Genomic DNA, 25,477 nt, shown 5'->3' on the forward strand with positions numbered 1-25,477 from the left:
ATTTTTATAAATTTTATGATTAAGTCAAATAATAAAAACAAATATAAATCGGGTAGTTGCTTTATTTTTAGGCATTCTGCGTGGTGTTTGTGCGAAATTTGTAGTGAATCTTTAACTTTGGTCGATATAAGGTGCAACTTTTAGAAAAAGGGCGGTATATTAGAATATAATTGAATATGTGTATTTCGCTGGTTTATGAATGGTATGTGTCAAAAAAATCAATTCAGACTTGATTACATGATAGGATTTCACCCAGTAAATGAAAGCAAAAAATAAGCATATTCCTGATGTTATCTAAAAGTAACATTGCATGAATTTATGCAAATTACTTTTAAAAAGTCAATTTAGAAAAGTTAAAAAATTATTTAATTTTTCTAAAATGATTTGCAAAAAATTGCTCGATTTCATCGAGTATGAAAATGAGTTATGTGCTTTGAATTGAAAGTGCATGGCTCATTTGTTACATCAAAGGGAATACTCCTGATGTGTAGTAATAATGTCTCAGGGTTGGATGATCTTGGGTAGTAGTGTCTCGTTACCAATTTGACGCTATGAATCATGGGTATGCTTAAAAGGCAACCTGTATTATTTTTTGCAATAGGAAATGGGTCCAAAAATGCAAGAAGTTGCTGACGCACTGCGTCTTGACACTGAACTTTCCGCTGATAGTGCAGCGTATATTGAAGAGCTTTACGAACAGTACCTAACTTCTCCAACCTCAGTGTCAGAGGATTGGCGTGAATATTTCGATAAATACCCTAAAGGTGATCAACCACACGGCAGTGTGCGCGAGCAATTCCTCCTTTTGGGTCGTAATTCAAACCGGGTTCAACCTGTTGTACAAAGCACTGTAAGTACAGAACATGAGCGTCGTCAAATTGGTGTATTGCAACTGATTGCTGCTTACCGCAACCGTGGTCATCAAAAAGCCAAACTTGATCCATTAGGTCTTGCGAAACGTGAAGAAGTTCCAGATCTTGATTTATCTGCACATGGTTTAACTAAATCTGATTTAGATACTGTATTTAATACAGGCAACCTCGCGATTGGCAAAGCAGAAGCGACATTGGCTGAAATGGTTGAGGCAATGGAGGCTATCTACTGTGGATCAATTGGTGCAGAGTATATGCACATTGTTGACACTAAGGAAAAACGCTGGATTCAGCAACGTTTAGAGGGTGCGCGCGGTAAATTCAACTTCAGCCCTGATCAGAAAAAAGGCTTTCTGGAGCGTTTGACGGCTGCTGAAGGTCTGGAAAAGTATCTGGGTAATAAGTTTGTTGGCGCGAAGCGTTTTGGTGTTGAAGGCGGTGAGTCCTTTATTCCAATGGTCAACGAAATCATTCAGCGTGCAGGTAGTGTAGGCTGTAAAGAAGTTGTGATCGGGATGCCACACCGTGGTCGTCTTAACCTGCTTGTCAACATTATGGGTAAAAACCCTGCCGACCTTTTTGGTGAGTTTGAAGGCAAAAGCCTGCACAAAAAAGGTTCTGGCGATGTGAAGTATCATCAGGGCTTCTCTTCAAATGTAATGACACCAGGTGGTGAAGTGCATTTGGCACTGGCATTTAACCCATCGCACCTTGAGATTGTGGGACCTGTGGTTGAAGGTTCGGTGCGTGCGCGTCAGGTTCGCCGTAAGGATATCGGTGGTGATGATGTTTTACCATTGATTGTTCATGGTGATGCGGCATTTGCAGGTCAGGGTGTGAACATGGAAACTTTCCAGATGTCACAGACTCGTGGCTATACGGTTGGTGGTACTGTTCATATTATTGTGAACAATCAGGTTGGTTTTACCACTTCTGATCCACGTGATGCCCGTTCTACCGAATACTGTACCGATGTTGCAAAAATGATTCAGGCACCGATCTTCCATGTCAATGGGGATGATCCTGAAGCTGTAATTTTTGCGACTCAAATCGCCCATGATTTCCGTCATGAGTTCCGTAAAGATGTTGTCATTGATCTGTTCTGTTATCGCCGCCGTGGTCATAATGAAGCGGATGAACCATCCGCAACACAGCCATTGATGTATCAGATCATTAATAAAAAAGCCACCACGCGTACACTTTATGCTGATCAGTTGGTTCAACAGCAAATTCTTGATCGTGCAAGTGCAGACAGAATGGTTGAGGATTACCGCGCTGACCTTGAAGCAGGTAATCATGTGGCGAACGCATTGGTGACTCAGCCGAACAAGAAGATGTTTGTGGACTGGTCTCCATATCTGGGTCATGAATATACCGATGTCTGGGATACCAGTGTCAATATTGACCGCTTAAAAGAACTTGGAAAAACCTTAAATACTTTGCCTGAAGGTTTCGTATTGCAGCGTCAGGTTCAGAAAGTCATTGATGATCGGATGAAAATGCAAACGGGTGAAATGCCACTAAACTGGGGTGCAGCTGAAACTTTGGCATACGCATCTTTGTTGGATGATGGGTATCTTGTGCGTTTGACTGGTGAAGACGTTGGTCGTGGTACTTTCTCACACCGTCATGCAAAACTGCATAACCAAGTCGATGGTAAAACTTATATTCCACTTTGCCACATTAAAGAGAACCAACCACGCGTTGCTATATATGACTCTTTATTGTCTGAATTGGCAGTATTGGCATTTGAATATGGCTATGCGACAACGCTTCCAAAGAGCTTGATTATTTGGGAAGCCCAGTTTGGTGACTTCGCAAACTGTGCACAGGTGGTGATCGACCAGTTTATCGCTTCGGGTGAAACTAAGTGGGAGCGAGTATGTGGTCTCACCATGTTGTTGCCACACGGTTATGAAGGTCAGGGACCAGAGCATTCATCTGCACGTCTGGAGCGTTTCTTACAGCTATGTGCTGAAGACAATATGCAGGTGATGACACCAACAACACCAGCACAGATTTTCCATGCGCTACGCCGTCAGGCGGTTCGTCCGATTCGTAAGCCCTTGATTGTCATGTCACCAAAATCATTGTTGCGTCATAAGCTTGCGACCTCGACTTTAGATGAGTTGGCAAATGGTTCATTCCAGACTGTGATTGATGAAATTGATAACATCAATAAAGCTGATGTGACGCGTTTAGTCCTTTGTGGCGGTAAGGTTTATTACGATTTACTGGAAAAACGTCGTGAGCTTGGTTTGGATCATATTGCGATTGTTCGTATCGAACAGTTGTATCCATATCCAGAACAGCGTTTAGCTGAAGTCATGGCTCAGTATCCAAACATCCAGGAACTTGTCTGGGCGCAGGAAGAACCGAAGAATCAGGGCGCCTGGTTATTTATCGTTCCTCGTCTATACGAAGATGTTCTTAAATCTGGTAAACAAATTCGCATTAGCTATGCAGGCCGTGAAGCATCTGCCGCACCTGCCTGTGGCTCACCATACTTGCATGCAAAACAACAAGCTCAGCTCGTCAATGACGCACTAGCAATTGAAGCTGAACAATCAGGAGATTCTCAATAATGGCAACCGAAATTAAAGCACCGGTATTTCCAGAGTCAGTTGCTGATGGTACGATCGCAACCTGGCACAAGAAAGTAGGTGAACCTGTATCACGTGATGAAGTGATCTGTGACATTGAAACCGATAAAGTTGTTTTAGAAGTGGTTGCTCCAGCTGACGGTAGTTTAGTTGCAATCATCAAAAATGAAGGGGACACTGTTTTATCTGATGAAGTGATCGCACAGTTTGAGGCGGGTGCTGTTTCTGGTGCTGCCGATACTCAGGCAGTGCAAAGTGCAGCGCCTGCTCAAGTGCAGCAGGCTGTTGAAAATACTCAAGCAGGTGCGGCACCAGTAGTTCCCGTGCAGGATCAGGCTCCTGCTGTGCGTAAGGCATTGTCTGAAACAGGCATCAATGCGGCTGATGTACAGGGTACAGGTCGTGGTGGTCGCATCACGAAAGAAGATGTTGCCAGCCATCAGGCTAAACCTGCTGCATCAGTTCAACCATTAAGCGTTGCTGTAGGTGAGCGTATCGAGAAACGTGTTCCTATGACTCGTTTACGTAAACGTGTTGCTGAGCGTTTATTGGCAGCTACACAACAGACTGCAATGTTGACAACGTTCAACGAAGTGAACATGAAGCCAATCATGGAAATGCGTAAGCAATATAAAGATGCTTTTGAAAAGCGTCATGGTGCGCGTTTAGGCTTTATGTCTTTCTTTGTTAAGGCTGCCACTGAAGCGTTAAAACGTTATCCAGCGGTTAATGCATCGATTGATGGTGATGATATCGTTTATCACGGTTTCTATGACATTGGTGTAGCGGTTTCTTCTGACCGTGGTCTGGTTGTGCCAATTCTCCGTGATACTGACCGTATGAACTATGCCGAAGTTGAGAATGGCATTGCTGGTTATGCTGCGAAAGCACGTGAAGGCAAGTTGTCAATTGAAGAAATGACTGGTGGTACATTCACGATTACCAATGGTGGTACATTCGGTTCATTGCTTTCAACTCCTATTTTAAACCAGCCACAAACTGCGATTTTGGGTATGCATAAAATCCAGGAACGTCCTATGGCGGTGAATGGTCAAGTTGAAATCTTGCCAATGATGTATTTAGCGCTTTCTTATGACCACCGTTTAATCGATGGTAAAGAAGCTGTCGGTTTCTTGGTAACAATCAAAGAATTGTTAGAAGAACCAGCTAAACTCATTCTTGACCTTTAATACTAGAAATATATCTCCCATATAAAGTGATCCTTTATATGGGACTTTGGAGATAAAAATGTCTCAACAGTTTGATCTTGTTGTTATTGGCGGTGGACCTGGCGGTTATGAGGCAGCGATCCGTGCTGCACAACTTGGTTTCAAAGTCGCTTGTATCGAAAAACGTATCCACAACGGTAAGCCATCTTTAGGTGGTACCTGTCTAAATGTGGGCTGTATCCCATCTAAAGCACTGCTTGACTCTTCCCACCGCTATGAAGCAACCGTTCACGAACTTGCTGAACATGGTATCACCACAGGTGAAGTTAAATTTGATCTAGACACTTTGTTGGCACGTAAAGACAAAGTTGTAGATCAATTGACGGGTGGTGTTGCTCAATTACTGAAAGGTAATGGTATCGAGTGGTTACAAGGTACTGGTAAATTACTTGCAGGTAAAAAAGTAGAATTCACACCGTTTGAAGGTGATGTACAGGTTTTAGAACCGAAGTACGTGATCCTTGCAACGGGTTCTGTACCTGTCAATATTCCAGTAGCTCCAGTTGATGAAGACTTAATTGTTGATTCTACTGGTGCATTAAAATTCCCAGAAGTTCCTAAACGTCTTGGTGTCATTGGTGCAGGTGTTATCGGTTTAGAGTTGGGTTCAGTATGGCGCCGTCTTGGTTCAGAAGTGGTTGTGTTTGAAGCACTGGATACATTCTTGCCAATGGCGGACAAAGCATTGGCGAAAGAATATCAAAAAATCTTGAAAAAACAGGGTTTAGATATTCGTTTCGGTGCCAAAGTTTCAGGTACTGATGTTAATGGTCGTGAAGTGACTGTTAAATATACCCAAGGCGGTGAAGACAAAGAACAAACTTTCGATAAATTGATCGTTTGTGTAGGTCGTCGTGCTTATGCTGAAGGTTTATTGGCAGATGATTGCGGTATTAAACTGACTGAACGTGGCTTAGTTGAAGTAAACGATTGGTGTGCAACTTCTGTTGAAGGTGTTTATGCGATTGGTGACTTGGTACGCGGTCCAATGCTTGCACATAAGGCAATGGAAGAGGGTGTAATGGCAGTGGAGCGTATCCACGGTCATGCTGCTCAAGTGAACTATGACACCATCATCAGCATAATCTATACCCATCCAGAAGCAGCTTGGGTGGGCTTAACTGAAGAGCAAGCCAAAGAAAAAGGCCATGAAGTGAAAGCAGGCCAATTCCCGTTTGCGGTGAATGGTCGTGCATTGGCAGCTGGTGATACGGCTGGTTTTGTGAAATTCGTTGCTGATGCGAAAACAGACCGTCTTTTAGGTATGCACGTTGTGGGTCCAAACGCATCTGATATCGCACACCAAGGCATGATTGCGCTTGAGTTTGTTTCTTCTGTAGAAGATTTACAGTTGATGACTTTCGGTCACCCGACTTTCGCAGAAGTTGTACATGAAGCAGCGCTTGCTGTTGATGGTCGTGCAATCCACGCCATTCAACGTAAGCGTAAGTAAACAAAAAGTGTGGTTCGCCACACTTTTTTAAATGATGGTGATTGGTTTTATAAGGCAATCATTTACTCAATATGTAGCAGTCTGGTTTTAAGAATATTTAGGCTGTACCACAATAAACAACATAGTAGGTAACTAAATGAACTTACATGAGTATCAAGCTAAAGCGTTATTAAAAAAATATGGCATGCCAGTACAAGAAGGTATTTTGGCAACAAATGCAGATGAGGCAGTTGCTGCATTTGAACAGCTTGGTGGTAAATTCGCTGTAATGAAAGCGCAGGTTCATGCAGGTGGCCGTGGTAAGGCTGGCGGCGTTAAAGTTGCGAAATCTAAAGAAGATGTAATCGAATTTGCAAACAACATCATTGGCACTCGTCTTGTAACGTATCAAACAGATGCAAATGGTCAACCTGTTAACAGCATTATTGTTGCTGAAGACGTTTATCCAGTTGAGCGTGAGCTTTACTTGGGTGCGGTTGTAGACCGTTCTAGCCGTCGTATTACTTTCATGGCTTCTACCGAAGGTGGTGTAGAAATCGAGAAAGTTGCAGAAGAAACACCTGAAAAAATTATTAAAGTTGAAGTCGATCCACTCGTTGGCTTACAACCATTCCAGGCACGTGAAGTTGCGTTTGCTTTAGGTTTGAAAGACAAGCAAATCGGTCAATTTGTAAAAATCATGTCTGCTGCTTACCAGGCATTTGTAGAAAATGATTTTGCATTATTTGAAATCAACCCACTTTCAGTTCGTGAAAATGGCGAGATTTTATGTGTAGATGCAAAAGTTGGTATCGACTCTAATGCGCTTTACCGTTTACCAGAAGTTGCTGCTTTACGTGACAAATCGCAAGAGAATGAGCGTGAATTAAAAGCATCTGAATTTGACCTTAACTATGTTGCTTTAGAGGGTAATATCGGTTGTATGGTGAATGGTGCTGGTCTTGCAATGGCAACGATGGATATCATCAAACTTTATGGTGGTCAGCCTGCAAACTTCCTTGATGTTGGTGGCGGTGCAACCAAGGAGCGCGTAATCGAAGCGTTCAAAATCATCCTTGCTGATACGTCTGTACAAGGTGTTTTAATTAACATCTTCGGTGGTATCGTACGTTGTGACATGATTGCTGAAGCAATTATTGCAGCGGTTCAAGAAGTAAATGTCACTGTACCTGTTGTTGTTCGTTTAGAAGGGAACAACGCTGAGTTAGGTGCTAAATTACTTGATGAATCTGGTTTGAAATTAATTTCTGCGAACGGTTTATCTGATGCCGCAGAAAAAGTTGTAGCTGCAGTTAAGGCGTAAGGAGAGTATCAATCATGAGCGTATTAATTAATAAAGACACTAAAGTATTGGTACAGGGTTTTACTGGTAAAAACGGTACTTTCCACTCTGCGCAAGCTTTAGACTACGGTACAAAAGTTGTGGGTGGTGTTACTCCAGGGAAAGGCGGTACGACTCACCTTGACCTACCAGTATTCAACACAATGAAAGAAGCTGTACGTGAAACAAATGCAGATGCATCTGTTATCTATGTACCAGCTCCATTCGTTTTAGATTCGATCGTTGAAGCGGTTGATTCAGGTGTTGGCTTAATTGTTGTGATCACTGAAGGTGTTCCAACCATCGACATGCTTAAAGCTAAACGTTACTTAGAAACTAACGGTAACGGTACGCGTTTAGTTGGTCCTAACTGTCCAGGCGTGATCACTCCAGGTGAATGTAAGATTGGTATTATGCCTGGCCATATCCACCAACCAGGTCGTATTGGAATCATTTCACGTTCAGGTACATTGACTTATGAAGCTGTTGCTCAAACAACCAAGCTTGGTTTAGGTCAGTCTACTTGTATCGGTATCGGTGGTGACCCAATCCCAGGTATGAATCAGATTGAAGCGCTTCAATTGTTCCAAGACGATCCAGATACTGATGCAATCATCATGATCGGTGAGATCGGTGGTACAGCGGAAGAAGAAGCTGCTGAATTCATCAAATCTAACGTGACTAAACCAGTTGTAGGTTATATCGCTGGTGTAACTGCACCGAAAGGTAAGCGTATGGGTCACGCAGGTGCGATCATTTCTGGTGGTAAAGGTACAGCAGAAGAGAAATTCGCTGCATTTGAAAAAGCAGGTATGGCTTACACGCGTAGCCCTGCAGAGCTTGGTTCAACCATGCTACAAGTTTTGAAAGAGAAAGGTTTGGCGTAATTCGTTGATTTTAATCTTTAAAGAACCCTGATGGAAACATCGGGGTTTTTTATTGTCATTTAATAAGTCTCAGTTTGAGGATATTAAACACTTACTCCGCTTTTGGTTTCAATCCTTGAGTTAAACCATTAATATCACCACCTTGTAAGCCAAGTTCACTCATTAAGCTATCAATCAAAGGGGCTTGTGAACGATAGCGTAGGGCGCTATTCACAACCTGATCAGACAAAGAGGTTTGGGTGTTTTCAACTGTTTCACCTGATACATAACCACCTGCAAAACCATTTAAACCATTGACCTGTAAAATCTTGATGTCATCAATATTTTCCATTGGTTTAACGCTTTCACGGATAATTTCAGGTAAGTGTTTGAGCAAGGCTAAACGAATTTGCATTTCCACCTGTTCAGCAGAAAGGGTATTGGCTGCTTCATTCACTGCCCGAGCACCCTCTGCATCGACTTGATATTGTTTCTCCAATGCCTGAGCAAGCAGGATTTTGGCATCCGCTTCACCTTTGGCTTTTAAACGTACTTTTTCAGCCTCGGCTTCTGCACCAATTCGTATTGCCTCGGCTTCATCAGCAGCTGCTTTTTTACCTGCATCGGCAGCAACGGTAATGGCAATTGCTTCTTTTTCAGCGGTTTGTTTGGCTGCAACCAGTTCAACCGCTTTTTGACGTTCCGCACGTTGTGTTTCACGCACAGTCACAACTTCTTCCTCTGCTTTTACTGCTTCGGCACGGGCTTTATCTGCTTGGGCTTTGGCTTCTGATTCAGCGCGGGACTTTTCTGCAATAGCAATGGCACGATCTTGCTCTGCAAGTTCAATGGTTTTCTTCTGCTCAACCTGCGCTTTTTGAATGAGCTGAGCTTTCTGGATGTTTTCATTTTCCACATCACGTGCGGAAGCAATCCGTTTCAGTTCAACTTCACGTTCAGCAGCAATACGGGCTTCTTCTGCTTCACGTTTTTTAGCTGCTTCCTGCGCTGCAATTTCAGCACTTTGTTCCGCTTTACGAATTGAAATTTCACGTTCCTGTTGTAGCTTGGCGTATTCCTCTTCACGAGAGATTTGTAGCCTTGCCTGTTCAGCTTGCAGATTTTTCGCACGAATCGCCAGGTCAGCATCCTGCTCAATGTCGTTACGTTTTTTACGGCGGTCTTCAATGGTTTCGGTCAGCTTGGTTAAACCTTCAGCATCAAAGGCATTTTGAGGGTTAAAGAACTTAAAGCTGGTTTGGTCTAGACCTGTCAATGAAACGGTTTCAAGCTCTAAACCATTTTTAGACAAATCTTCTGATACCACCTGTTGAACTTTCTGCACGAAATCAACACGCTTTTCATGCAGTTCTTCCATCGCCATTTCAGCTGCAACGGCACGTAGGGAGTCAACAAATTTGCCTTCAACCAAGTCTTTCAATTCCTGAGGCGACATGGTTTTACGACCTAGCGTTTGTGCCGCAGTTGCAATGGATTCACCTGTTGGTTTTACCCGAACATAAAACTCAGCCATGACATCCACTCGCATACGGTCACGGGTAATCAGCGCCTGATCAGCAGCGCGTTTGACTTCCAGACGCAAGGTATTCATGTTTACAGGAATAATTTCATGCAATACAGGCAGAACAATTGCCCCGCCATTTAAAATTACTTTTTCCCCACCAAAGCCTGTGCGTACAAAAGACACTTCCTTACTGGAACGTGTGTACAGGCGAGCAATAATAATCCCTATAAAAATCAGTGCCGCAAAAATAACACCTGTAATAATTAAAATTTCAGTCAATGCTGAATTAAACATTTAAATGCCCTCGTATCATCCAATATAAAAATTAAATCGAAATTGCCTGAAAACCAATCTTGGTTCTCTGCGTCAAAATAACCTCTTGTCCTTGCTGAAAAACAATGTCGAGTTCTGGTTCAACCAAAACATAATGGGTTTGACCAAACTGGTCTTTCACTTTGGCCTGTGCAGGGGAGTTGGGTTTGGCATCCCCTAAAATGATTTGGGCTGTCCTGCCGATCAAGTCTTCACTATAAATAACTGTGGTTTCATCTTTGGGAATAATCCTGGTGATGAGCGCAGCACTGATACGCACGATGGGCATACACAGAAACACACAGGCAGGTGCAATAATCCATGCAGACAGGTAATGTTTGGTTAGGTGGAAGAAGATATCCTGAATGATCAGGCCTGTTAAGGCATATACAGTTAAGAAAATAATGAGCCAGATCAGTAAGGGAACCTTGCCTAAATACAGCCATTCCAGTAATTGGGTAAAGAGATTCTCTGGATGATCCACTCCAACATCGGCATGGTCTACATCGGTGAGGCTATCTGGTAAAAACTGTTCGAGAAAACTTGAGCTACCCCCAAACAGCAGCAAGATGAATTCAAGTACGCCAATAAACAGGCATAGCATTAAAGAAATGCTAAAAACAATATTTGATGGATGGATTAATAAGTCCCATATCATTTGCATTACTCTTATATCTTTTTGAGATAATTAATAAAATTTTTATAAAAATAAAACAGTTATAAGAGTAAAGCGAATGGGGGTGAATTTCAACTTAAATCGTTCTGATTGCTATGCTCTGGCAGATGAATAAAAGATGATTTTATAATCTGTTTGATCATTTTGGATGATCAAATATTGTCGACATTGTCACTATAAAAAAATCCCCAAACGGGGATTTTTAAAAGATAAAATCTTTTTATTCAACAAGGAAACTAATTTTTAAATTCACGCGATATTCAGTAATTTTATTGTCTTTGATCACTACTTTCTGCTCGTTGATCCAAGCACCTTGAACATTTTTGACCGTTTCAGTGACTTTAGCAATCCCAGTTTGAATTGCATCTTCAAAGCTTTTGTTGCTGCTAGAATTGACTTCGACGACTTTAGCAATGGACATAATAATCTCTCTCAGTGTGTGGTAGTTATTGAAAAATTATCATAGATCAAAAAATCAGCTAGACCGCTATAATTAACTTTTTATTGCTAAAAACTTACATGTTTTCACAATCGAGAAATAGGCATAAAAAAAACGCAATGATTGGGGTGATCATTGCGTAGAACTACGAATCTGTAAAACAGTTCCGATGAAAAGGAGAAATATCATAAGATTAGTTTTTTCTAATCTACATAGTCATCATATAAAAAAACTTAACCAAGTTCATAGGTATTCATGTTAACTACTGTTAATAGATGTTAATAAGTGACGAAAATTGTTAGTTATAAATTTTATTGGGTAGTTCTTAAATTAGACTTAAATCCATGAGTTAATTAAAAAAACCCAGAAATATGGGCTTTTTTGTGGTAAAAGTAACGTAAATTAAAATTTAAATAAACCCAAGCCCGCTTTTACTTCATCTAAGGTTTGTTGTGTGATATCTCTGCATTTTTTAGTGCCTTGTTTCAAAATATCCATAATATAATCAGGATCTTTAGCCAATTCTTCACGACGTTCACGAATTGGGCTAATCAATTCTTTTAACACACCCTCTAAACGTTTTTTAACTGTTCCGTCACCCAAACCGCCACGACGGTAATGTGCCTTGAGTTCCTCAACCTCTTCCTTGTTTGGATCAAAGGCATCCAGATAGGTAAATACAATATTACCCTCAACCTGACCTGGGTCCTCAATACGCAAGTGATTTGGGTCGGTATACATGGCATTGACCGCTTTCTTGATGTCTTTGTCTGAAGCATTTAAGACAATGGTGTTGCCCAATGACTTAGACATTTTGGCTTTGCCATCAAAACCTGGCAAACGTCCCATATTGGATAACAGCGCCTTACATTCAGGTAATAAATCCTGTCCGATTTGACGGTTGATACGGCGCACGATTTCATTGGTTTGTTCAATCATTGGAATCTGGTCTTCACCCACAGGCACCACAGTTGCCTTGAATGCGGTGATGTCTGCCGCCTGAGCCACTGGATAGCATAGGAACCCTGCTGGAATGTCACGTTCAAAACCACGCATCTGGATTTCTGACTTGATGGTTGGATTGCGTTCCAGACGTGCCACAGTGACAAAGTTAAGGTAAAGCATGGTGAGTTCGTTCAGGGCAGGTAAACATGACTGCACACAAATGGTTGTTTTGGTTGGATCAATACCGACTGCCAGATAATCGAGAGCCACTTGTAGGATATTGTTGCGAACTTTATCTGGATTATCGGCATTGTCCGTCAGAGCCTGGGCATCGGCCAGTAAAAGGTGCTGATGATGGCTGTCCTGTAGGCCTACACGAGAGCGTAATGAACCGACAAAGTGTCCAAGATGAAGTTGTCCAGTAGGGCGGTCGCCTGTCAAAATTATTGGACGTTGATCAGCATTGCTCATGATATGTTCCAAGATTCAGTCATTTGATAAATATTTAATGCAGCATATTGTACGGTATATTGCAGGAATGCGGGTAATCTCTGTAAAACATGCCTACAAAAAATACGCAAAGAATTTTCAATATATCAATATAAAAATGGCTTTAATCCACTTTACAATAGCCGTATAAATACAAACTAGGACATAAAAATGGCGAGTGGTTTATTATTATTGCTGGATGATATTGCGACAGTTTTAGATGATGTTGCCGTGATGAGCAAAATGGCAGCCAAAAAAACTGCTGGGGTATTGGGGGATGACCTTGCGCTGAATGCCCAGCAAGTGAGTGGTGTGCGTTCTGACCGTGAATTGCCAGTGGTCTGGAGTGTCGCCAAAGGCTCTTTTGTGAATAAGTTGATTCTTGTTCCACTGGCACTTTTAATCAGCGTGGTTGCGCCGTGGTTGATTAATCCCTTGCTGATGATTGGTGGCTTATTCCTCTGTTATGAGGGTGTAGAAAAAGTTGTGCATATGTTGCACCACAAAAAAGCCAAAACAGCCGAACAGGCGAGTGAAAACCTGCAACAGGTTGAAGTTGATCTGGTCAAGTTTGAAAAAGAAAAAGTGAAAGGTGCGATTCGTACCGATTTTATTTTATCCGCTGAAATTGTGGTAATTTCGTTAGGTACAGTTGCAACAGCAGCATTTATGACTAAAGTGACTGTATTAAGCGTTATTGCCATTGGGATGACCATTGGCGTGTATGGCTTTGTTGCCATGATCGTCAAGATTGATGATCTCGGGTTATATTTAACCCAACAGGCATCTGAATTTAAAAATAAGATTGGGCGTGGTTTGCTGGCCTTTGCCCCTGTGTTGATGAAAACACTCTCCATTGTTGGAACGGTTGCAATGTTCTTGGTTGGTGGTGGCATTATTAGCCATACCATTCCATTACTGCATCATTTTACTGAAGAGACGGTAGACCATATGGAACTGATTCCAAGCATTGGTTCAGTTATTGGCGCATTGACACCTACCTTGATTAATTTGGGTATTGGTCTGGTTGCAGGTGCCATTGTACTCATCATTGTTGGATTGATTCAAAAAGTGTGGTCAAAGGCTTCGGCTTAAATCTTGGACAATATAATCATGTGAGGTCACTATGCGCTGGAAAGATCGTCGAATCAGTATCAATGTTGAAGACCGTCGTGGTGGCGGGGCAAAAGCAGGCGGAATTAGTATACTGGGGCTTATTGTTGCTTTTATTGCATGGAAGTTTTTTGGGGTTGACCCCCAACAGGCTTATCAGGCGACCCAGGCTGTGACTAGTGCGCAATCCTCACAGGGCAGTGCGCCACAAAGCCTGACTGGCGACCAGAAAGAAGCCAGTGATTTTGTCGGAACCATTCTGGCAGATACAGAAGATACCTGGACTCCTATCTTTCAACAGTTGGGCATGTCCTATAAACCACCAAGATTGGTGCTGTTTAATGGAGTGGTGCGTTCTGGTTGTGGCACGGCTCAAGCGGCAATGGGGCCGTTTTATTGTCCAACAGACCAAAAAGTCTATATTGATACCTCATTCTTTAAAGAGATGCGCCAGCAAATGGGTATCTCTGGGGAACAGAACCAAACAGAACTTTCCCGTCAGGATCAGGCGGGTGACTTTGCTCAGGCGTATGTGATTGCACATGAGGTCGGTCATCATATTCAAAATCTATTGGGGATTTCCTCTCAGGTGCAGCAGGCGCGTTCACAAATGAGTCAGACACAGGGCAATCAGCTTTCAGTACGTTTGGAATTGCAGGCGGATTGTTTTGCAGGAATCTGGGCACATCAGAACCAGCAGCGTACACAATTTCTAGAGCAGGGTGATATCGAGGAAGCGATGGATGCTGCCCAAAAGATTGGTGATGATTATTTGCAGAAACGTGCCACAGGACAGGTTGTCCCTGATAGTTTCACACATGGTACCAGTGAGCAGCGTATGCATTGGTTTCAGTTGGGACTGAAATCGGGTGATATCAATCAGTGTGATACCTTTAAGTAACTTAAAGGTATTTCATCCTTATTTGAAAATATAAATTGTGAATGAATGGGTTTGGGTCATTGTTATAGACTTTAGGTAAGTGTGTTGATGTGTTTGTTTTATGGTAAATCACCATAAAATCTCTAAAGTTACTTTTTGATGGGCAACTTTGCCGTTAGAATAAATCTTTTGCACCTGTCAGACACTGTGAAATTTATTGCACCTCAACCCGTTGCAACCCATATTATTTCTGGCTTTTTAGGGGCGGGTAAAACCACGCTACTGCAACATTTACTGAGCCAAAAGCCTGAACATGAGGTGTGGGCGGTATTGATGAATGAATTTGGTCAAATCGGTGTTGACCAGCACTTAATTAGTCAACAACAGGGCTATGCTGTCAAGGAGTTGCTGGGTGGTTGTTTATGTTGTAGTAGTCAGTTACCCATGCAAATTGCGCTTGCGCGTCTTTTAAGTGAAAGCAAACCAGACCGACTATTTATAGAACCCACAGGTTTAGGGCATCCCGCACAATTGCTGGAACAACTGACAGAACCCCATTGGCAAAGCAGTCTGGCGATGCGGGCCTTGGTGGTGGTTGTGGATGGCAGCCGTTTGCATGACCAAGACTGGGTGCAGCAGAACTTATATACCGATCAGTTGAAAGCGGCACAAATCGTGGTCATCTCACATATTGATTTGATGAATGAGGCTGACCACCAAGCTTATCTGGCGTTAAAACAGGAATACCAGACCTATGTGCAACATTGGTTTGAGACTGAGCAGGGGCAGGTCGAGCTTGAAAAAATTGATATTGCCCAACAGCCTGTCCAACGTAAAATTCAGCCCTTATTAAAGTTGCAAAAAACACAGGCCGCCGTTCAGGAACAGGAAATCAAGCAACTGCCTTATCATTATGTCGAGACTGCCCAGGGCTATACCGTGGCAGGTTGGAAATTACCAAAGCGCTGGCAGTTTAATTTTTATGATTTATTAGACCTATTGTGTGCCCAGCAAGACTGGGTGCGTATCAAGGGAATTTTTAATACCGATCAGGGCTGGAAAAGCTTTAATTTTAATCCTCAACAGTTTAACTATAAGTCGGCGGAAGAAAGTATTGATAACCGAATAGAAATCATTACCCAAGTCCAGCAGGATTGGTTGGCATTTGAAACGCAGTTCTTGGCGTGTCGTATCAATAGAGATGGATAACCAGTTGGTCAAATTGGCTCATGTTGTCCTATAAAATAGAGTATGCTTAGCGCCAAATTTGAACACACTATATTTAAGAGCACCATTTATGGCGTTAAAAGCAACAATATATAAGGCAGACCTGAATATTGCCAATATGGATGAGCATATCTATGCGGATTACCAGTTGACGCTGGCATTACATCCATCAGAAACCATTGAACGTTTAATGGTGCGTATTCTCGCCTATGCGCGTTATGCGGATGAGCAACTGGAATTCACCAAAGACCTGTTTGAAACCGATGAACCAGCCTTATGGCAGAAAGACCTGACGGGGTTGCTGGAAAAATGGATTGAAGTTGGGTGTCCATCGGAAGATAAAGTAAAGAAGGCTAGTGCGCGTTGCAAGAAAGTTGCCGTGATTGCCTATGGTTCGCAGGCAGATGACTGGTGGCAGAAAAATACCAAAATCAAGACACTCGGCAATGTCTCGGTTTGGCAACTGGCTCCGCAAACCACACAGGCACTTGAACAATTGTGTGAACGTACCATGCAGTTGCAACTGAATATCATGGATGGTGAATGGACTTTGCTCAGTGACAAGGGACAGGTCGACATCCAGTGGCAACAATTGCAATAATGTTGAACTGAAAGAAATTTGGAGAGAGCGATGAGTGCGGAATTACAGATTATTGATTTAAAAGTGGGTGAGGGTAAAGAGGCTGTAAAAGGCGCCCTGATTACCACCCATTATACAGGGTGGTTGGAAGATGGAACCAAGTTTGACTCTTCAATAGACCGTGGTAATTATTTTGAAACCGTGATTGGCGCTGGACGAGTGATCAAGGGCTGGGACCAGGGCATTATGGGAATGCGGGTTGGCGGCAAGCGCAAACTGATTGTTCCTGCACACTTGGCTTACGGGGAACGTAAGATGGGAAAAATTATTCCTGCCAACTCAAACCTGACCTTTGAAATTGAGCTTTTTGATGTCAAGACACGCGACGAATAGACCGTTCGTTGTAGAAACAATAAAGTGGTTTAGGCTTGAATTTATGCTAAATCACTTTAAAATCAGTTATATAAAACATTATTAATAATTGTATAATAACTTTTTGATTTTAAATGACTTTCTTTTTTATCTTATTTTTTTCATACTCTGGGAAAAATGGTTGATTCTCTATACAGTCCTGTATATCTTTGAGTTCAAAGAGCAATTTCCCTGCAAATGACAATGTGCTGAACAAAAAATCATATTTTAAAATTTGGCAAATTTCTTATAAGGTCACTATTAGGGTTGTGCTTGGTCACGTATGATAGTTGCTTAAATATAAAAATGCTGTAATTGCCTCAGGCAAGCGATAAAAATTTGAATGAGTAGAGGTATGATATGAATGATTATTTGGATATCACTGCATCAGAGTTGTTAAAAGAGCTGGACCATTTTTTCCTGATTGATACGCATGATGGGGCGCAAACAGGATTTTGGGTCAATGAACAGGCGCTTATGGATCGGCATTACTGGATTGATGGCGATTATAAAGTTGAAATCGTAAGGGCCCTGCAACCTGCTCACCAGCATGCACCTCATAATTATAAGATTACCCGTCTGGCTTCATCCGAAGATGACCGCAATGTTGTGCTGCTGGAATATGATGGTATCCATAAAAAAATATTGACGTTCCGCCGTGGTGAGTGGGTCAACCGTTTATGTAAATATTTCTACCAGAAAGAACGCTACTATTTACAGCAGCTATCAGAAAATCCAAATTTCCAGTCTATTGAATATTAGTCTGTATAGCGTTTTATACTCCTAACCGTCACAAGGGTTGGGGGTATGATTGTATTTCCATCATATCTATTATTTTACGATAAATTTCATAATATACACTTTTAAGATTATTTTCAGTTTGCAAAATTATAAATACAATCCTTACTTCCAGCTGACACGCTAGAATGCTTATGATGTTGCCTAAATCCTAAGACCATTCATGCCTGCTTCGTCCCCAGCGACTTTCCTGTATCGAGACAATATTTCTATGACAACACGTTTAGTGTCTCCGACCTTAAAAACATTTTTCGGTCTTGTATTGGGTGTGGTTGCAACCACCCCCATTTTTGCGGCAAATCCAAAAATTGATGCGACAACGTTAACCGTCATTGGTTATCATGAAATCACAGAGCATAAAGATGCACTGATCCCAAGTTATGCGGTTACTGCACAGCAGTTTAGTCAACATATTGACTGGTTAAAGAATAATGGCTTCCATTTTATTAATGTGGATCAACTGATCAAGGCCCATCAAGGCCAGTATAAATTGCCTAGTAAACCTGTATTACTGACGGTGGATGATGGCTATCAATCTTTCTATCAAAATGCCTATCCCGTAATTCGTGCCAAAAAAATCCCTGTGGTTTTGGCTGTGGTCGGTTCATGGCTGGAACCGAAAGAAAACCAGAATGTGGATTTTGGTGGGGAAAGCATCGCAAGGAACAAAATCTTGAGCTGGGACGAGCTTAAGGAGATGCAGAATAGTGGTTTGGTAGAGATTGCCAGTCACAGTTATCATCTGCATCAGGGGGTTAATGCCAATCCACAGGGTAATCTGGAGCCTGCCGCCATTACCCGCATTTATGATACTAAAAGCAAAAGTTATGAAAATGATGCCGATTATCAGGCACGTGTCTATCAGGACCTAAAAAAGAATAATGACCTGTTAAAGGCACATGGTCTACGTTCACCGCGGGTCATGGTCTGGCCTTATGGCCGCTACAATATGCAGTTGGTCAAAACCGCCAAGGAATTGGGCATGCCGATTACCATTACCTTGGATGATGGGGCAGACCAGGCCAAACAATCCATTCAGAATATGAGCCGTATTTTGATTCAGGGCAATATGTCGACCAGTGCACTTGCACAGGAAATCAAGAACCGTGAACTGAACCTCGGTGACAATAATCGTCCGCAAAAAATCATGCATGTCGATTTAGACTATATCTATGATCCTGATCCGCAGCAACAGGAACGTAATCTGGGACATTTACTGGATCGAATTAATGGTATGGGCGTAAACACCGTTTATCTACAGGCTTTTTCTGACCCCGATGCCAATGGTTCGGCAGATAGGGTGTATTTCCCGAACCGTCATATCCCGATGCGTGCAGACCTGTTTAACCGCGTGGCCTGGCAAATTCAGACCAGAACACAGGTACAGCGTTTATATGCGTGGATGCCGTTACTGGCGTGGGAATTACCAAAAGAAGACCCTGTTGCAGATGAGCTGGTTGAAACCCAGCAGGGCAAATCAGGTGAGCATTTAAATATGGGCTATATCCGTTTAAGTCCATTCTCACCAGAAGCTCGGCAGACCATTAAGGAAATTTATCGGGACCTGGCGAAATCAACTCCATTTGATGGTCTGCTGTTCCATGATGATGTCACTTTGTCTGACTATGAAGATGCCAGCCCAGAAGCATTGGCGGCTTATGCAAAACAGGGATTGCCAACCGACCTTGCCAAAATACGCAACAATGATGCTGACCTGCAAAAATGGACGGCCTTTAAAACCCGTTATCTGGATGACTTTGCAATGGAGCTTGCAGGAGAGGTGCGGCAATATCAGCCCTATTTAATGACTGCACGGAATCTGTACGCACAGGTTGCGCTGAATCCATACGCAGAAAACTGGTATGCCCAGTCTCTGGAGGAATCGCTTAACCGTTATGATTTCACCGCCATTATGGCCATGCCCTATATGGAACAGGTGAAAAATCCTGACAAGTTCTACACTGATATCTTAAATCGGGTCAAGAAATATCCGAATGGCATTAAGAAAATGGTGATGGAACTACAGGCAACCAACTGGCGCAATGACCAGAAAGTTCCCTCAGAAGAGATGGCGGCAACCATCAAGTCCCTGTATGAACAAGGGGCAATGCATATTGCGTATTATCCAGATGACCCAATTCAGGATCACCCAGAGGTAAAAACCATGCATAACGCATTTGGGTTAAAGTCCTCTCAGCTTGTCCCATAATGGAGTCATATCAATGAGTTGGATTGCTTTATTATGGTCGTCAGCCATTAAGTTTGTGTTCTATTATCCATTGTTCATGTCATATCTATGGATGATTGGGGCACTGATTTTTTACTGGAAAGAGCGTCAGGACCCACCTTACCAGCAACCAGCCGCATTGCCACGCTATCCTAAAGTTGCGGTACTGATTCCCTGCTTTAATGAGAGGGAAAATGCAGATGAAACCATTCGCCATGCCTTGCAACTGGACTATCCAGATTTTGAGGTGATTGCAATCAATGATGGCAGTTCCGACAACACGGGCGAGGTGCTAGACCGTCTGGCAAGCCAGTATGAAAAATTGCGGGTGGTGCATTTGGCCCAGAATCAGGGTAAGGCAATGGGCTTGCAGGCAGGCAGCCTGATGACCGATGCTGAATTCCTGATTGGTATTGATGGCGATGCCTTGCTTGACCCACATGCCGCCAAGTGGATGATGCGACATTTCCTTGAAGATTCGACTGTGGCAGCGGTAACGGGAAATCCACGTATCCGTACCCGTTCAACGCTATTAGGGCGGATTCAGGTTGGGGAGTTTTCCTCAATTGTGGGCATGATTAAACGCGCCCAGCGCACCTTTGGGCGCTTGTTCACGGTATCGGGTGTGATTACCGCATTCCGTAAAAGTGCGGTGCATCAGGTGGATTACTGGTCACCCAATATGTTGACTGAAGATATTGATATCACCTGGAAATTACAGCGCGCAGGCTGGGATGTCCGTTTTGAACCAAATGCACTGGTGTGGATTTTAATGCCAGAAACCCTGAATGGTTTATGGAAACAGCGTTTACGCTGGGCGATGGGTGGGGCACAGGTGCTGGTCAAAAATATTGACGTGTTCTTTAAGCCTAAGCTGAACTTTTTATGGCCGTTAATGCTAGAACTTTGTTTGACATTAGTCTGGTCATACTTAATGTTGATCATGGCGGTGATGTGGCTATTGCATTTTATTTTTCCAATTCATGCACTTACTGTAGTCAGCTCGCCTTTCTTGCCCTATGGCAGCGGAATTTTATTGGGTGCTACCTGTTTAATTCAGTTTGCTTTAAGCAAATGGATGGATAGTCGTTATGAACCAAGCTTAGGGAAAAATTATTATTGGATGATTTGGTACCCATTTGTATTCTGGTTAATTACGATTACTGCTACAATCATCGCCTTTCCAAAAGTGCTGTTACGCAACGATGGAAAACGTGCCCGCTGGATCAGTCCTGATCGTGGTATTCGTTGAATCTAAAGATTCATTTTGCTGGGTAAAGAGCAATGAAAGCAAACAGTTTGATTATTGATTTACGTCGCCAGCTCCCATGGCATAAACGTTATGCATCAACAACAACGACAGCAATGATGTGGGCAGGCTGGCTGCTGCTATGGCGACCATTTATTCTGGTTTGGGTGTTGGTGGAGATTAAGAAAACCTACCTGGCACAACGTCTGGTTGAAGCCTTTGGTGATGGCATTGAGCAGGGCGTAACGGCTTTAGTATTGTGTGCTGTTGCCTTGTTGCTATGGGGTTTTTTACCTGCAAAACGTGTGCATAAAACGCATGTGGTGGAAAAATCACTGCCTGATTATGCGCGCTATTTTGAATTGCCTGAACAGGAAATCCAGTTGGGGCGTCAGAACAAAGTCACCACCGTACACCACGATGAAAATGGTAAAATTATCCGTGTGGAATAATTTTATTGTTTGAGCCTGAAAATAATATTGAATGCCTTGGTTTTTTAATTAAGGCATTTTTTTATATTCCTAAATTTCAGGTATAAAAAAACCAGCATTAAGCTGGAATTTTTAGCACCATATAGTCAAACTACTTTATTATTCATACAGGATTCGAAAAAAACTCGAAATAATTCATCGACTTATTTGTATTAGTTTTATAATGATTTGACTATATTTCCATTTGCTGAAAAATGGTGCCCGAGGCCAGACTCGAACTGGCACGCTTTGTGGGCGGGGGATTTTAAATCCCCTGTGTCTACCGATTTCACCACTCGGGCATGAGCGCAATAATAGAGGACACTTGAAAACTTGGCAAGAGTAAAACCACGTATTTGCTTTCTTTTCAGTCAATTCATGTATTTATCGGATAAAACCAAACTTGGACAAACTGTTTTCATAATTCTTTCATCAAACTGAGATTAAAGCTTCATGTATGTCCATTAGCTTTATTCATTTATTGCGATAAAAGCTAAGGTAGCCATCAAATGACAGCTAAAATTTCACGGCGGGAACTCATTCAAAAAAGCTTATTCGGTTTCGGGGCATTGTCCCTCTCCACTGGTTTTACAGGATGTAATGACAGTTCAGACCAAGAAACGGCAACACTTCAGGTGAATTTTGAACATGGTGTGGCAAGTGGTGATCCATTGCAGGATCGCGTGATTTTATGGACACGCCTGACACCGAATGATGCCAGTGCTCGTTTACAGGTAAGTTGGGAAATTGCACTAGATAATCAATTTAAGCAAATCATTAAAACCGATAAAGTCCTTACCTCGGCATCGCAAGATTTTACCGTCAAGGTGGATGTCACGGGTTTAAAACCAGACCAGCGTTATTTCTATCGCTTTATCTTTGGTGACAAGATTTCTCCAGTTGGTCAAACTAAAACCTTAGCAACCAGCACCTCAAAAGTCAGTTTTGCGGTATGTTCATGCTCAAATTATCCAGCAGGTTATTTCTATGTGTATCGGGAAATGGCGAAGCAAAATGTGGATGTGGTCATTCATCTCGGTGACTATATTTATGAATATGGTGCGGATGGCTATGCGGCGGAAGATGCGGAAAAATTAGGACGAACACTGGCGGCTGATAACAATAAAGAAATTATTAAACTGGATGACTACCGCAAGCGTTATGCTTTATACCGTAAAGACAAGGACTTGCAGGCATTGCATCAACGTCATCCATTTATCGTGATTTGGGATGACCATGAATTGGCCAATGACACATGGCGAGGTGGAGCAGAGAATCATCAGGCCAGTGAGGGGCCGTTCATGGAGCGTAAACTGGCAGCTTTACAGGCTTATTTTGAATGGATGCCAATTCGCCCAATAGATGAACAACATCTCAAGATTTATCGCCAGTTTGATTTTGGCAAGCTGGTGCAACTGACTATGCTTGATACTCGGATTATCGCCCGTGATGAGCAGTTGGACTATGCCAACTATATGACAGCGAATGGTTTGGATATTGCAAAGTTTCAGGCAGATTTAACCAATCCAGCACGTACCTTAATGGGTTATACGCAGCGTGATTGGTTACTTGGAAAACTACAGCAATCGACATCCACATGGAATGTACTGGGGCAGCAGATTTTAATGACAAAAATGCTGGTTCCAGCTGAATTGTTGCTTTCATTGGCAGAAATAACTTCAGGCAATCCAACTGCCGACACCTTAAATAAAATGAATATGCAAATTACTGAGCTAGTCACCTTAAAGATGCGTTTAAAGCAAGGTGATCCGAGCTTAACCAGTCAGGAAAAAGCCCGCGTTCTCAGCGTTGCACCTTATAATCTGGATGCCTGGGATGGTTATTTTGCAGAGCGTGAGATTCTGTATGGCACTTTGGCACAATTAAAGAAAAAAGTTGTTGTACTTGCAGGGGACACCCATAATGCATGGTCATCCAATCTATATAGCAAGGATGGTGTGTTTGTTGGTGTTGAGCTGGCAACCAGTTCAGTTTCTTCGCCAGGTTTGGAAAAATATTTAAATATCCCATTGGCTCAGTTGCAACAGTTTGAATTTGCGTTTACCACCTTGATTGATGAGCTGAACTATTGCAACTTAAATCAAAGAGGTTATTTAATTGTTCAATTTGATGAAGCACAGGTACAGTCACAGTGGGTTTATGTGGATTCAATCAAGAAGCCTGAATATAGTGTTGATACAGCCAGACAGCATCAGTTGAGTTTGGATGTGAATTTATTGCCAATGAAAACAGCGCAACAAGTAGCGTAATCCTATTTCAGTAGAGGCCAAACCATTCTGTTTGGCTTTTTTTATTTTTATTGCAAATATTTTCAGACATAAAAAAACCAGCATTAAGCTGGAATTTTTAGCACCATATTTCATTTGCTGAAAAATGGTGCCCGAGGCCAGACTCGAACTGGCACGCTTTGTGGGCGGGGGATTTTAAATCCCCTGTGTCTACCGATTTCACCACTCGGGCTTTACCAATGGAGGCGGAGGTCGGAATCGAACCGGCGTACACGGAGTTGCAGTCCGCTGCATGACCACTCTGCCACCCCGCCATCTCTTGGTGATGCACATATTAGCAATCTTTAGGAAAAAAACAATAGTGTTTCGGGTGAATATGCACATAAAAACAACATCTAAAAGCATATTGGACAAATTATCATGTATCATTTGCATACTTATCTGATTAGTAAGCACTTACTTATACTCACTTGGGAGATACGCTGTGGCATTGGTTTTAGACGGTCGTGCATTGGCAAAACAAATCGAGGCGGATTTGTTGGTACGTGTAGAGGCATTAAAAGCAAAAACGGGGCGTACCCCAATTTTGGCAACCATCCTTGTCGGGGATGATGGTGCATCTGCAACTTATGTACGCATGAAAGGCAATGCTTGCCGTCGTGTGGGAATGGACTCACTTAAAATCGAATTACCGAAAGAGACCACCACAGCGCAACTTCTGTCTGAAATTGAAAAACTGAATGCCAATCCTGATGTGCATGGCATCTTGTTGCAGCACCCAGTTCCTGAACAGATTGATGAACGCGCATGTTTTGATGCTATTTCACTAGAAAAAGATGTGGATGGGGTAACTTGCCTTGGTTTTGGTCGTATGGCAATGGGTGAGTCTGCTTATGGCTCAGCGACGCCAGCAGGCATCATGACCATTTTGCAGGAAAACAACATTGAAATCGCAGGTAAACATGCGGTTGTGGTGGGTCGCTCAGCGATTTTAGGTAAACCAATGGCGATGATGCTATTACAGGCCAATGCGACAGTGACAATTTGCCATTCACGTACCCAGAATCTTGCTGAGCTGGTTAAACAGGCAGATATTATTGTCGGTGCAGTCGGTAAGGCTGAACTGATTCAGAAAGACTGGATCAAGCAAGGTGCGGTTGTGGTTGATGCTGGTTTCCATCCTCGTGATGGCGGCGGTGTAGGTGATATTCAACTTGTTGGAATTGAAGAAGTTGCATCTGCCTATACACCAGTGCCAGGCGGTGTTGGCCCTATGACGATTACCACATTGATTCGTCAGACCGTTGAAGCCGCTGAAAAAGCTTTGGATTAAATTCCCCCCTAACCCTCTCTTTATGAATATAAGTGTCTACACAAGTTTTAATATGTTGATTTATCTGATTTTTAACCCCTCTAAATCTCCCCTTTAAAAGGGGAGACTTCCTGTGAATCTTATAAGGTCTTGATTCAAATGATGTTCCTCCACCTTTTTAAGGGGGGGAGTTAGGAGGGGGTTACAGATATGTAGATACCTATGCTTTAT

The 25,477-nt window shown here is 42.5% G+C and carries 20 protein-coding genes and 3 tRNA genes; 16 read left to right on the forward strand and 7 right to left on the reverse strand.

Features of this window, described 5'->3' with window-relative positions; translation table 11 throughout:
- The first annotated feature begins 616 nt into the window (after positions 1-616).
- From F973_RS07490 to sucD, 5 genes are all read left to right on the forward strand, one after another.
- Entirely contained in the window at positions 617-3,457 is a 2,841-nt protein-coding gene (locus F973_RS07490; RefSeq protein ID WP_004760951.1) for a 2-oxoglutarate dehydrogenase E1 component, read from the forward strand.
- Positions 3,457-4,665 (forward strand): 2-oxoglutarate dehydrogenase complex dihydrolipoyllysine-residue succinyltransferase, encoded by a 1,209-nt coding sequence (gene odhB, locus F973_RS07495; RefSeq protein WP_004674931.1) that lies wholly within the window; start codon positions 3,457-3,459, stop codon positions 4,663-4,665. Before F973_RS07490 ends, odhB begins: the two co-directional genes overlap by 1 nt.
- 58 nt (positions 4,666-4,723) lie before the next feature.
- Positions 4,724-6,157, forward strand: coding sequence for a dihydrolipoyl dehydrogenase (gene lpdA, locus F973_RS07500; RefSeq protein ID WP_004760952.1), 1,434 nt, complete (start codon positions 4,724-4,726; stop codon positions 6,155-6,157).
- Between the two features lie 136 nt (positions 6,158-6,293).
- The gene (gene sucC / locus F973_RS07505; RefSeq protein ID WP_004674927.1) at positions 6,294-7,460 is read left to right on the forward strand and encodes an ADP-forming succinate--CoA ligase subunit beta; all 1,167 of its coding nucleotides are present in this window, start codon (positions 6,294-6,296) and stop codon (positions 7,458-7,460) included.
- 14 nt (positions 7,461-7,474) lie between these two features.
- Positions 7,475-8,365, forward strand: a complete 891-nt coding sequence (gene sucD / locus F973_RS07510; protein ID WP_004681499.1) for a succinate--CoA ligase subunit alpha — start codon at positions 7,475-7,477, stop codon at positions 8,363-8,365.
- A gap of 91 nt (positions 8,366-8,456) precedes the next feature.
- Here the strand turns inward: sucD and F973_RS07515 are convergent, their stop codons facing one another.
- The 4 genes from F973_RS07515 to trpS form a co-directional block, all read right to left on the reverse strand.
- Positions 8,457-10,163: a flotillin family protein gene (locus F973_RS07515; protein WP_004760954.1), complete on the reverse strand. Its 1,707-nt coding sequence runs from the start codon at positions 10,161-10,163 to the stop codon at positions 8,457-8,459.
- A gap of 31 nt (positions 10,164-10,194) precedes the next feature.
- Positions 10,195-10,839, reverse strand: coding sequence for a YqiJ family protein (locus F973_RS07520; protein WP_004760956.1), 645 nt, complete (start codon positions 10,837-10,839; stop codon positions 10,195-10,197).
- 238 nt (positions 10,840-11,077) lie between these two features.
- On the reverse strand, positions 11,078-11,278 hold the full coding sequence (locus F973_RS07525) for a dodecin family protein (RefSeq protein ID WP_004674921.1): 201 nt from the start codon (positions 11,276-11,278) through the stop codon (positions 11,078-11,080).
- Between the two features lie 420 nt (positions 11,279-11,698).
- Positions 11,699-12,712 carry a tryptophan--tRNA ligase gene (gene trpS, locus F973_RS07530; protein WP_004674920.1) on the reverse strand — a complete coding sequence of 338 codons (1,014 nt, stop codon included), beginning with the start codon at positions 12,710-12,712 and terminating at the stop codon, positions 11,699-11,701.
- 189 nt (positions 12,713-12,901) lie between these two features.
- Here trpS and F973_RS07535 point away from each other — a divergent pair, with 189 nt between their 5' ends.
- The 9 genes from F973_RS07535 to pgaD all read left to right on the forward strand — a co-directional run bounded on the left by F973_RS07535 (position 12,902) and on the right by pgaD (position 21,667).
- On the forward strand, positions 12,902-13,825 hold the full coding sequence (locus tag F973_RS07535; RefSeq protein ID WP_004760958.1) for a DUF808 domain-containing protein: 924 nt from the start codon (positions 12,902-12,904) through the stop codon (positions 13,823-13,825).
- A gap of 31 nt (positions 13,826-13,856) precedes the next feature.
- Positions 13,857-14,744 (forward strand): KPN_02809 family neutral zinc metallopeptidase, encoded by an 888-nt coding sequence (locus F973_RS07540; protein ID WP_004760959.1) that lies wholly within the window; start codon positions 13,857-13,859, stop codon positions 14,742-14,744.
- 186 nt (positions 14,745-14,930) lie between these two features.
- Entirely contained in the window at positions 14,931-15,932 is a 1,002-nt protein-coding gene (locus F973_RS07545) for a CobW family GTP-binding protein (RefSeq protein WP_034431184.1), read from the forward strand.
- Positions 15,933-16,020: 88 nt separating this feature from the next.
- Positions 16,021-16,551 (forward strand): YaeQ family protein, encoded by a 531-nt coding sequence (locus tag F973_RS07550; RefSeq protein WP_004674913.1) that lies wholly within the window; start codon positions 16,021-16,023, stop codon positions 16,549-16,551.
- A gap of 30 nt (positions 16,552-16,581) precedes the next feature.
- Positions 16,582-16,923, forward strand: a complete 342-nt coding sequence (locus F973_RS07555) for an FKBP-type peptidyl-prolyl cis-trans isomerase (RefSeq protein ID WP_004760962.1) — start codon at positions 16,582-16,584, stop codon at positions 16,921-16,923.
- A 378-nt stretch (positions 16,924-17,301) separates the two neighbouring features.
- Positions 17,302-17,703, forward strand: coding sequence for a hypothetical protein (locus F973_RS07560; RefSeq protein WP_004760963.1), 402 nt, complete (start codon positions 17,302-17,304; stop codon positions 17,701-17,703).
- A gap of 247 nt (positions 17,704-17,950) precedes the next feature.
- Entirely contained in the window at positions 17,951-19,948 is a 1,998-nt protein-coding gene (pgaB, locus tag F973_RS07565) for a poly-beta-1,6-N-acetyl-D-glucosamine N-deacetylase PgaB (RefSeq protein WP_004760965.1), read from the forward strand.
- Positions 19,949-19,961: 13 nt separating this feature from the next.
- The gene (gene pgaC, locus F973_RS07570) at positions 19,962-21,218 is read left to right on the forward strand and encodes a poly-beta-1,6-N-acetyl-D-glucosamine synthase (RefSeq protein WP_004760966.1); all 1,257 of its coding nucleotides are present in this window, start codon (positions 19,962-19,964) and stop codon (positions 21,216-21,218) included.
- 32 nt (positions 21,219-21,250) lie between these two features.
- Complete coding sequence (pgaD, locus tag F973_RS07575) at positions 21,251-21,667, forward strand: poly-beta-1,6-N-acetyl-D-glucosamine biosynthesis protein PgaD (RefSeq protein ID WP_004760968.1); 417 nt, start codon at positions 21,251-21,253, stop codon at positions 21,665-21,667.
- Positions 21,668-21,901: 234 nt separating this feature from the next.
- On the opposite strand, the gene F973_RS07580 is transcribed toward pgaD, so the two are convergent.
- Positions 21,902-21,987, reverse strand: a tRNA-Leu gene (locus F973_RS07580).
- A gap of 207 nt (positions 21,988-22,194) precedes the next feature.
- Here F973_RS07580 and F973_RS07585 point away from each other — a divergent pair.
- Entirely contained in the window at positions 22,195-23,955 is a 1,761-nt protein-coding gene (locus F973_RS07585) for an alkaline phosphatase D family protein (protein WP_004760969.1), read from the forward strand.
- Positions 23,956-24,080: 125 nt separating this feature from the next.
- On the opposite strand, the gene F973_RS07590 is transcribed toward F973_RS07585, so the two are convergent.
- Positions 24,081-24,166: transfer RNA gene (locus F973_RS07590), tRNA-Leu, on the reverse strand.
- Between the two features lie 8 nt (positions 24,167-24,174).
- Positions 24,175-24,248 (reverse strand) — tRNA-Cys (locus F973_RS07595).
- Positions 24,249-24,418: 170 nt separating this feature from the next.
- Here F973_RS07595 and folD point away from each other — a divergent pair.
- On the forward strand, positions 24,419-25,267 hold the full coding sequence (folD, locus tag F973_RS07600) for a bifunctional methylenetetrahydrofolate dehydrogenase/methenyltetrahydrofolate cyclohydrolase FolD (protein WP_004760970.1): 849 nt from the start codon (positions 24,419-24,421) through the stop codon (positions 25,265-25,267).
- The last annotated feature ends 210 nt before the right edge of the window (positions 25,268-25,477 follow it).

This window comes from Acinetobacter sp. CIP 102129 (assembly GCF_000368305.1).
Lineage (GTDB): Bacteria > Pseudomonadota > Gammaproteobacteria > Pseudomonadales > Moraxellaceae > Acinetobacter > Acinetobacter parvus.

Bases quoted from the DNA above. Each gene is read 5' to 3' on its own strand.
- F973_RS07525 (WP_004674921.1), bottom strand. From the start codon at position 11,278: ATGTCCATTGCTAAAGTCGTCGAAGTCAATTCTAGCAGCAACAAAAGC.
- F973_RS07490 (WP_004760951.1), top strand. From the start codon at position 617: ATGCAAGAAGTTGCTGACGCACTGCGTCTTGACACTGAACTTTCCGCT.
- pgaB (WP_004760965.1), top strand. From the start codon at position 17,951: ATGACAACACGTTTAGTGTCTCCGACCTTAAAAACATTTTTCGGTCTT.
- F973_RS07585 (WP_004760969.1), top strand. From the start codon at position 22,195: ATGACAGCTAAAATTTCACGGCGGGAACTCATTCAAAAAAGCTTATTC.
- lpdA (WP_004760952.1), top strand. From the start codon at position 4,724: ATGTCTCAACAGTTTGATCTTGTTGTTATTGGCGGTGGACCTGGCGGT.
- F973_RS07520 (WP_004760956.1), bottom strand. From the start codon at position 10,839: ATGATATGGGACTTATTAATCCATCCATCAAATATTGTTTTTAGCATT.
- F973_RS07550 (WP_004674913.1), top strand. From the start codon at position 16,021: ATGGCGTTAAAAGCAACAATATATAAGGCAGACCTGAATATTGCCAAT.
- trpS (WP_004674920.1), bottom strand. From the start codon at position 12,712: ATGAGCAATGCTGATCAACGTCCAATAATTTTGACAGGCGACCGCCCT.
- pgaD (WP_004760968.1), top strand. From the start codon at position 21,251: ATGAAAGCAAACAGTTTGATTATTGATTTACGTCGCCAGCTCCCATGG.
- F973_RS07515 (WP_004760954.1), bottom strand. From the start codon at position 10,163: ATGTTTAATTCAGCATTGACTGAAATTTTAATTATTACAGGTGTTATT.
- F973_RS07540 (WP_004760959.1), top strand. From the start codon at position 13,857: ATGCGCTGGAAAGATCGTCGAATCAGTATCAATGTTGAAGACCGTCGT.
- pgaC (WP_004760966.1), top strand. From the start codon at position 19,962: ATGAGTTGGATTGCTTTATTATGGTCGTCAGCCATTAAGTTTGTGTTC.
- F973_RS07555 (WP_004760962.1), top strand. From the start codon at position 16,582: ATGAGTGCGGAATTACAGATTATTGATTTAAAAGTGGGTGAGGGTAAA.
- F973_RS07560 (WP_004760963.1), top strand. From the start codon at position 17,302: ATGAATGATTATTTGGATATCACTGCATCAGAGTTGTTAAAAGAGCTG.
- F973_RS07535 (WP_004760958.1), top strand. From the start codon at position 12,902: ATGGCGAGTGGTTTATTATTATTGCTGGATGATATTGCGACAGTTTTA.
- sucD (WP_004681499.1), top strand. From the start codon at position 7,475: ATGAGCGTATTAATTAATAAAGACACTAAAGTATTGGTACAGGGTTTT.
- odhB (WP_004674931.1), top strand. From the start codon at position 3,457: ATGGCAACCGAAATTAAAGCACCGGTATTTCCAGAGTCAGTTGCTGAT.
- sucC (WP_004674927.1), top strand. From the start codon at position 6,294: ATGAACTTACATGAGTATCAAGCTAAAGCGTTATTAAAAAAATATGGC.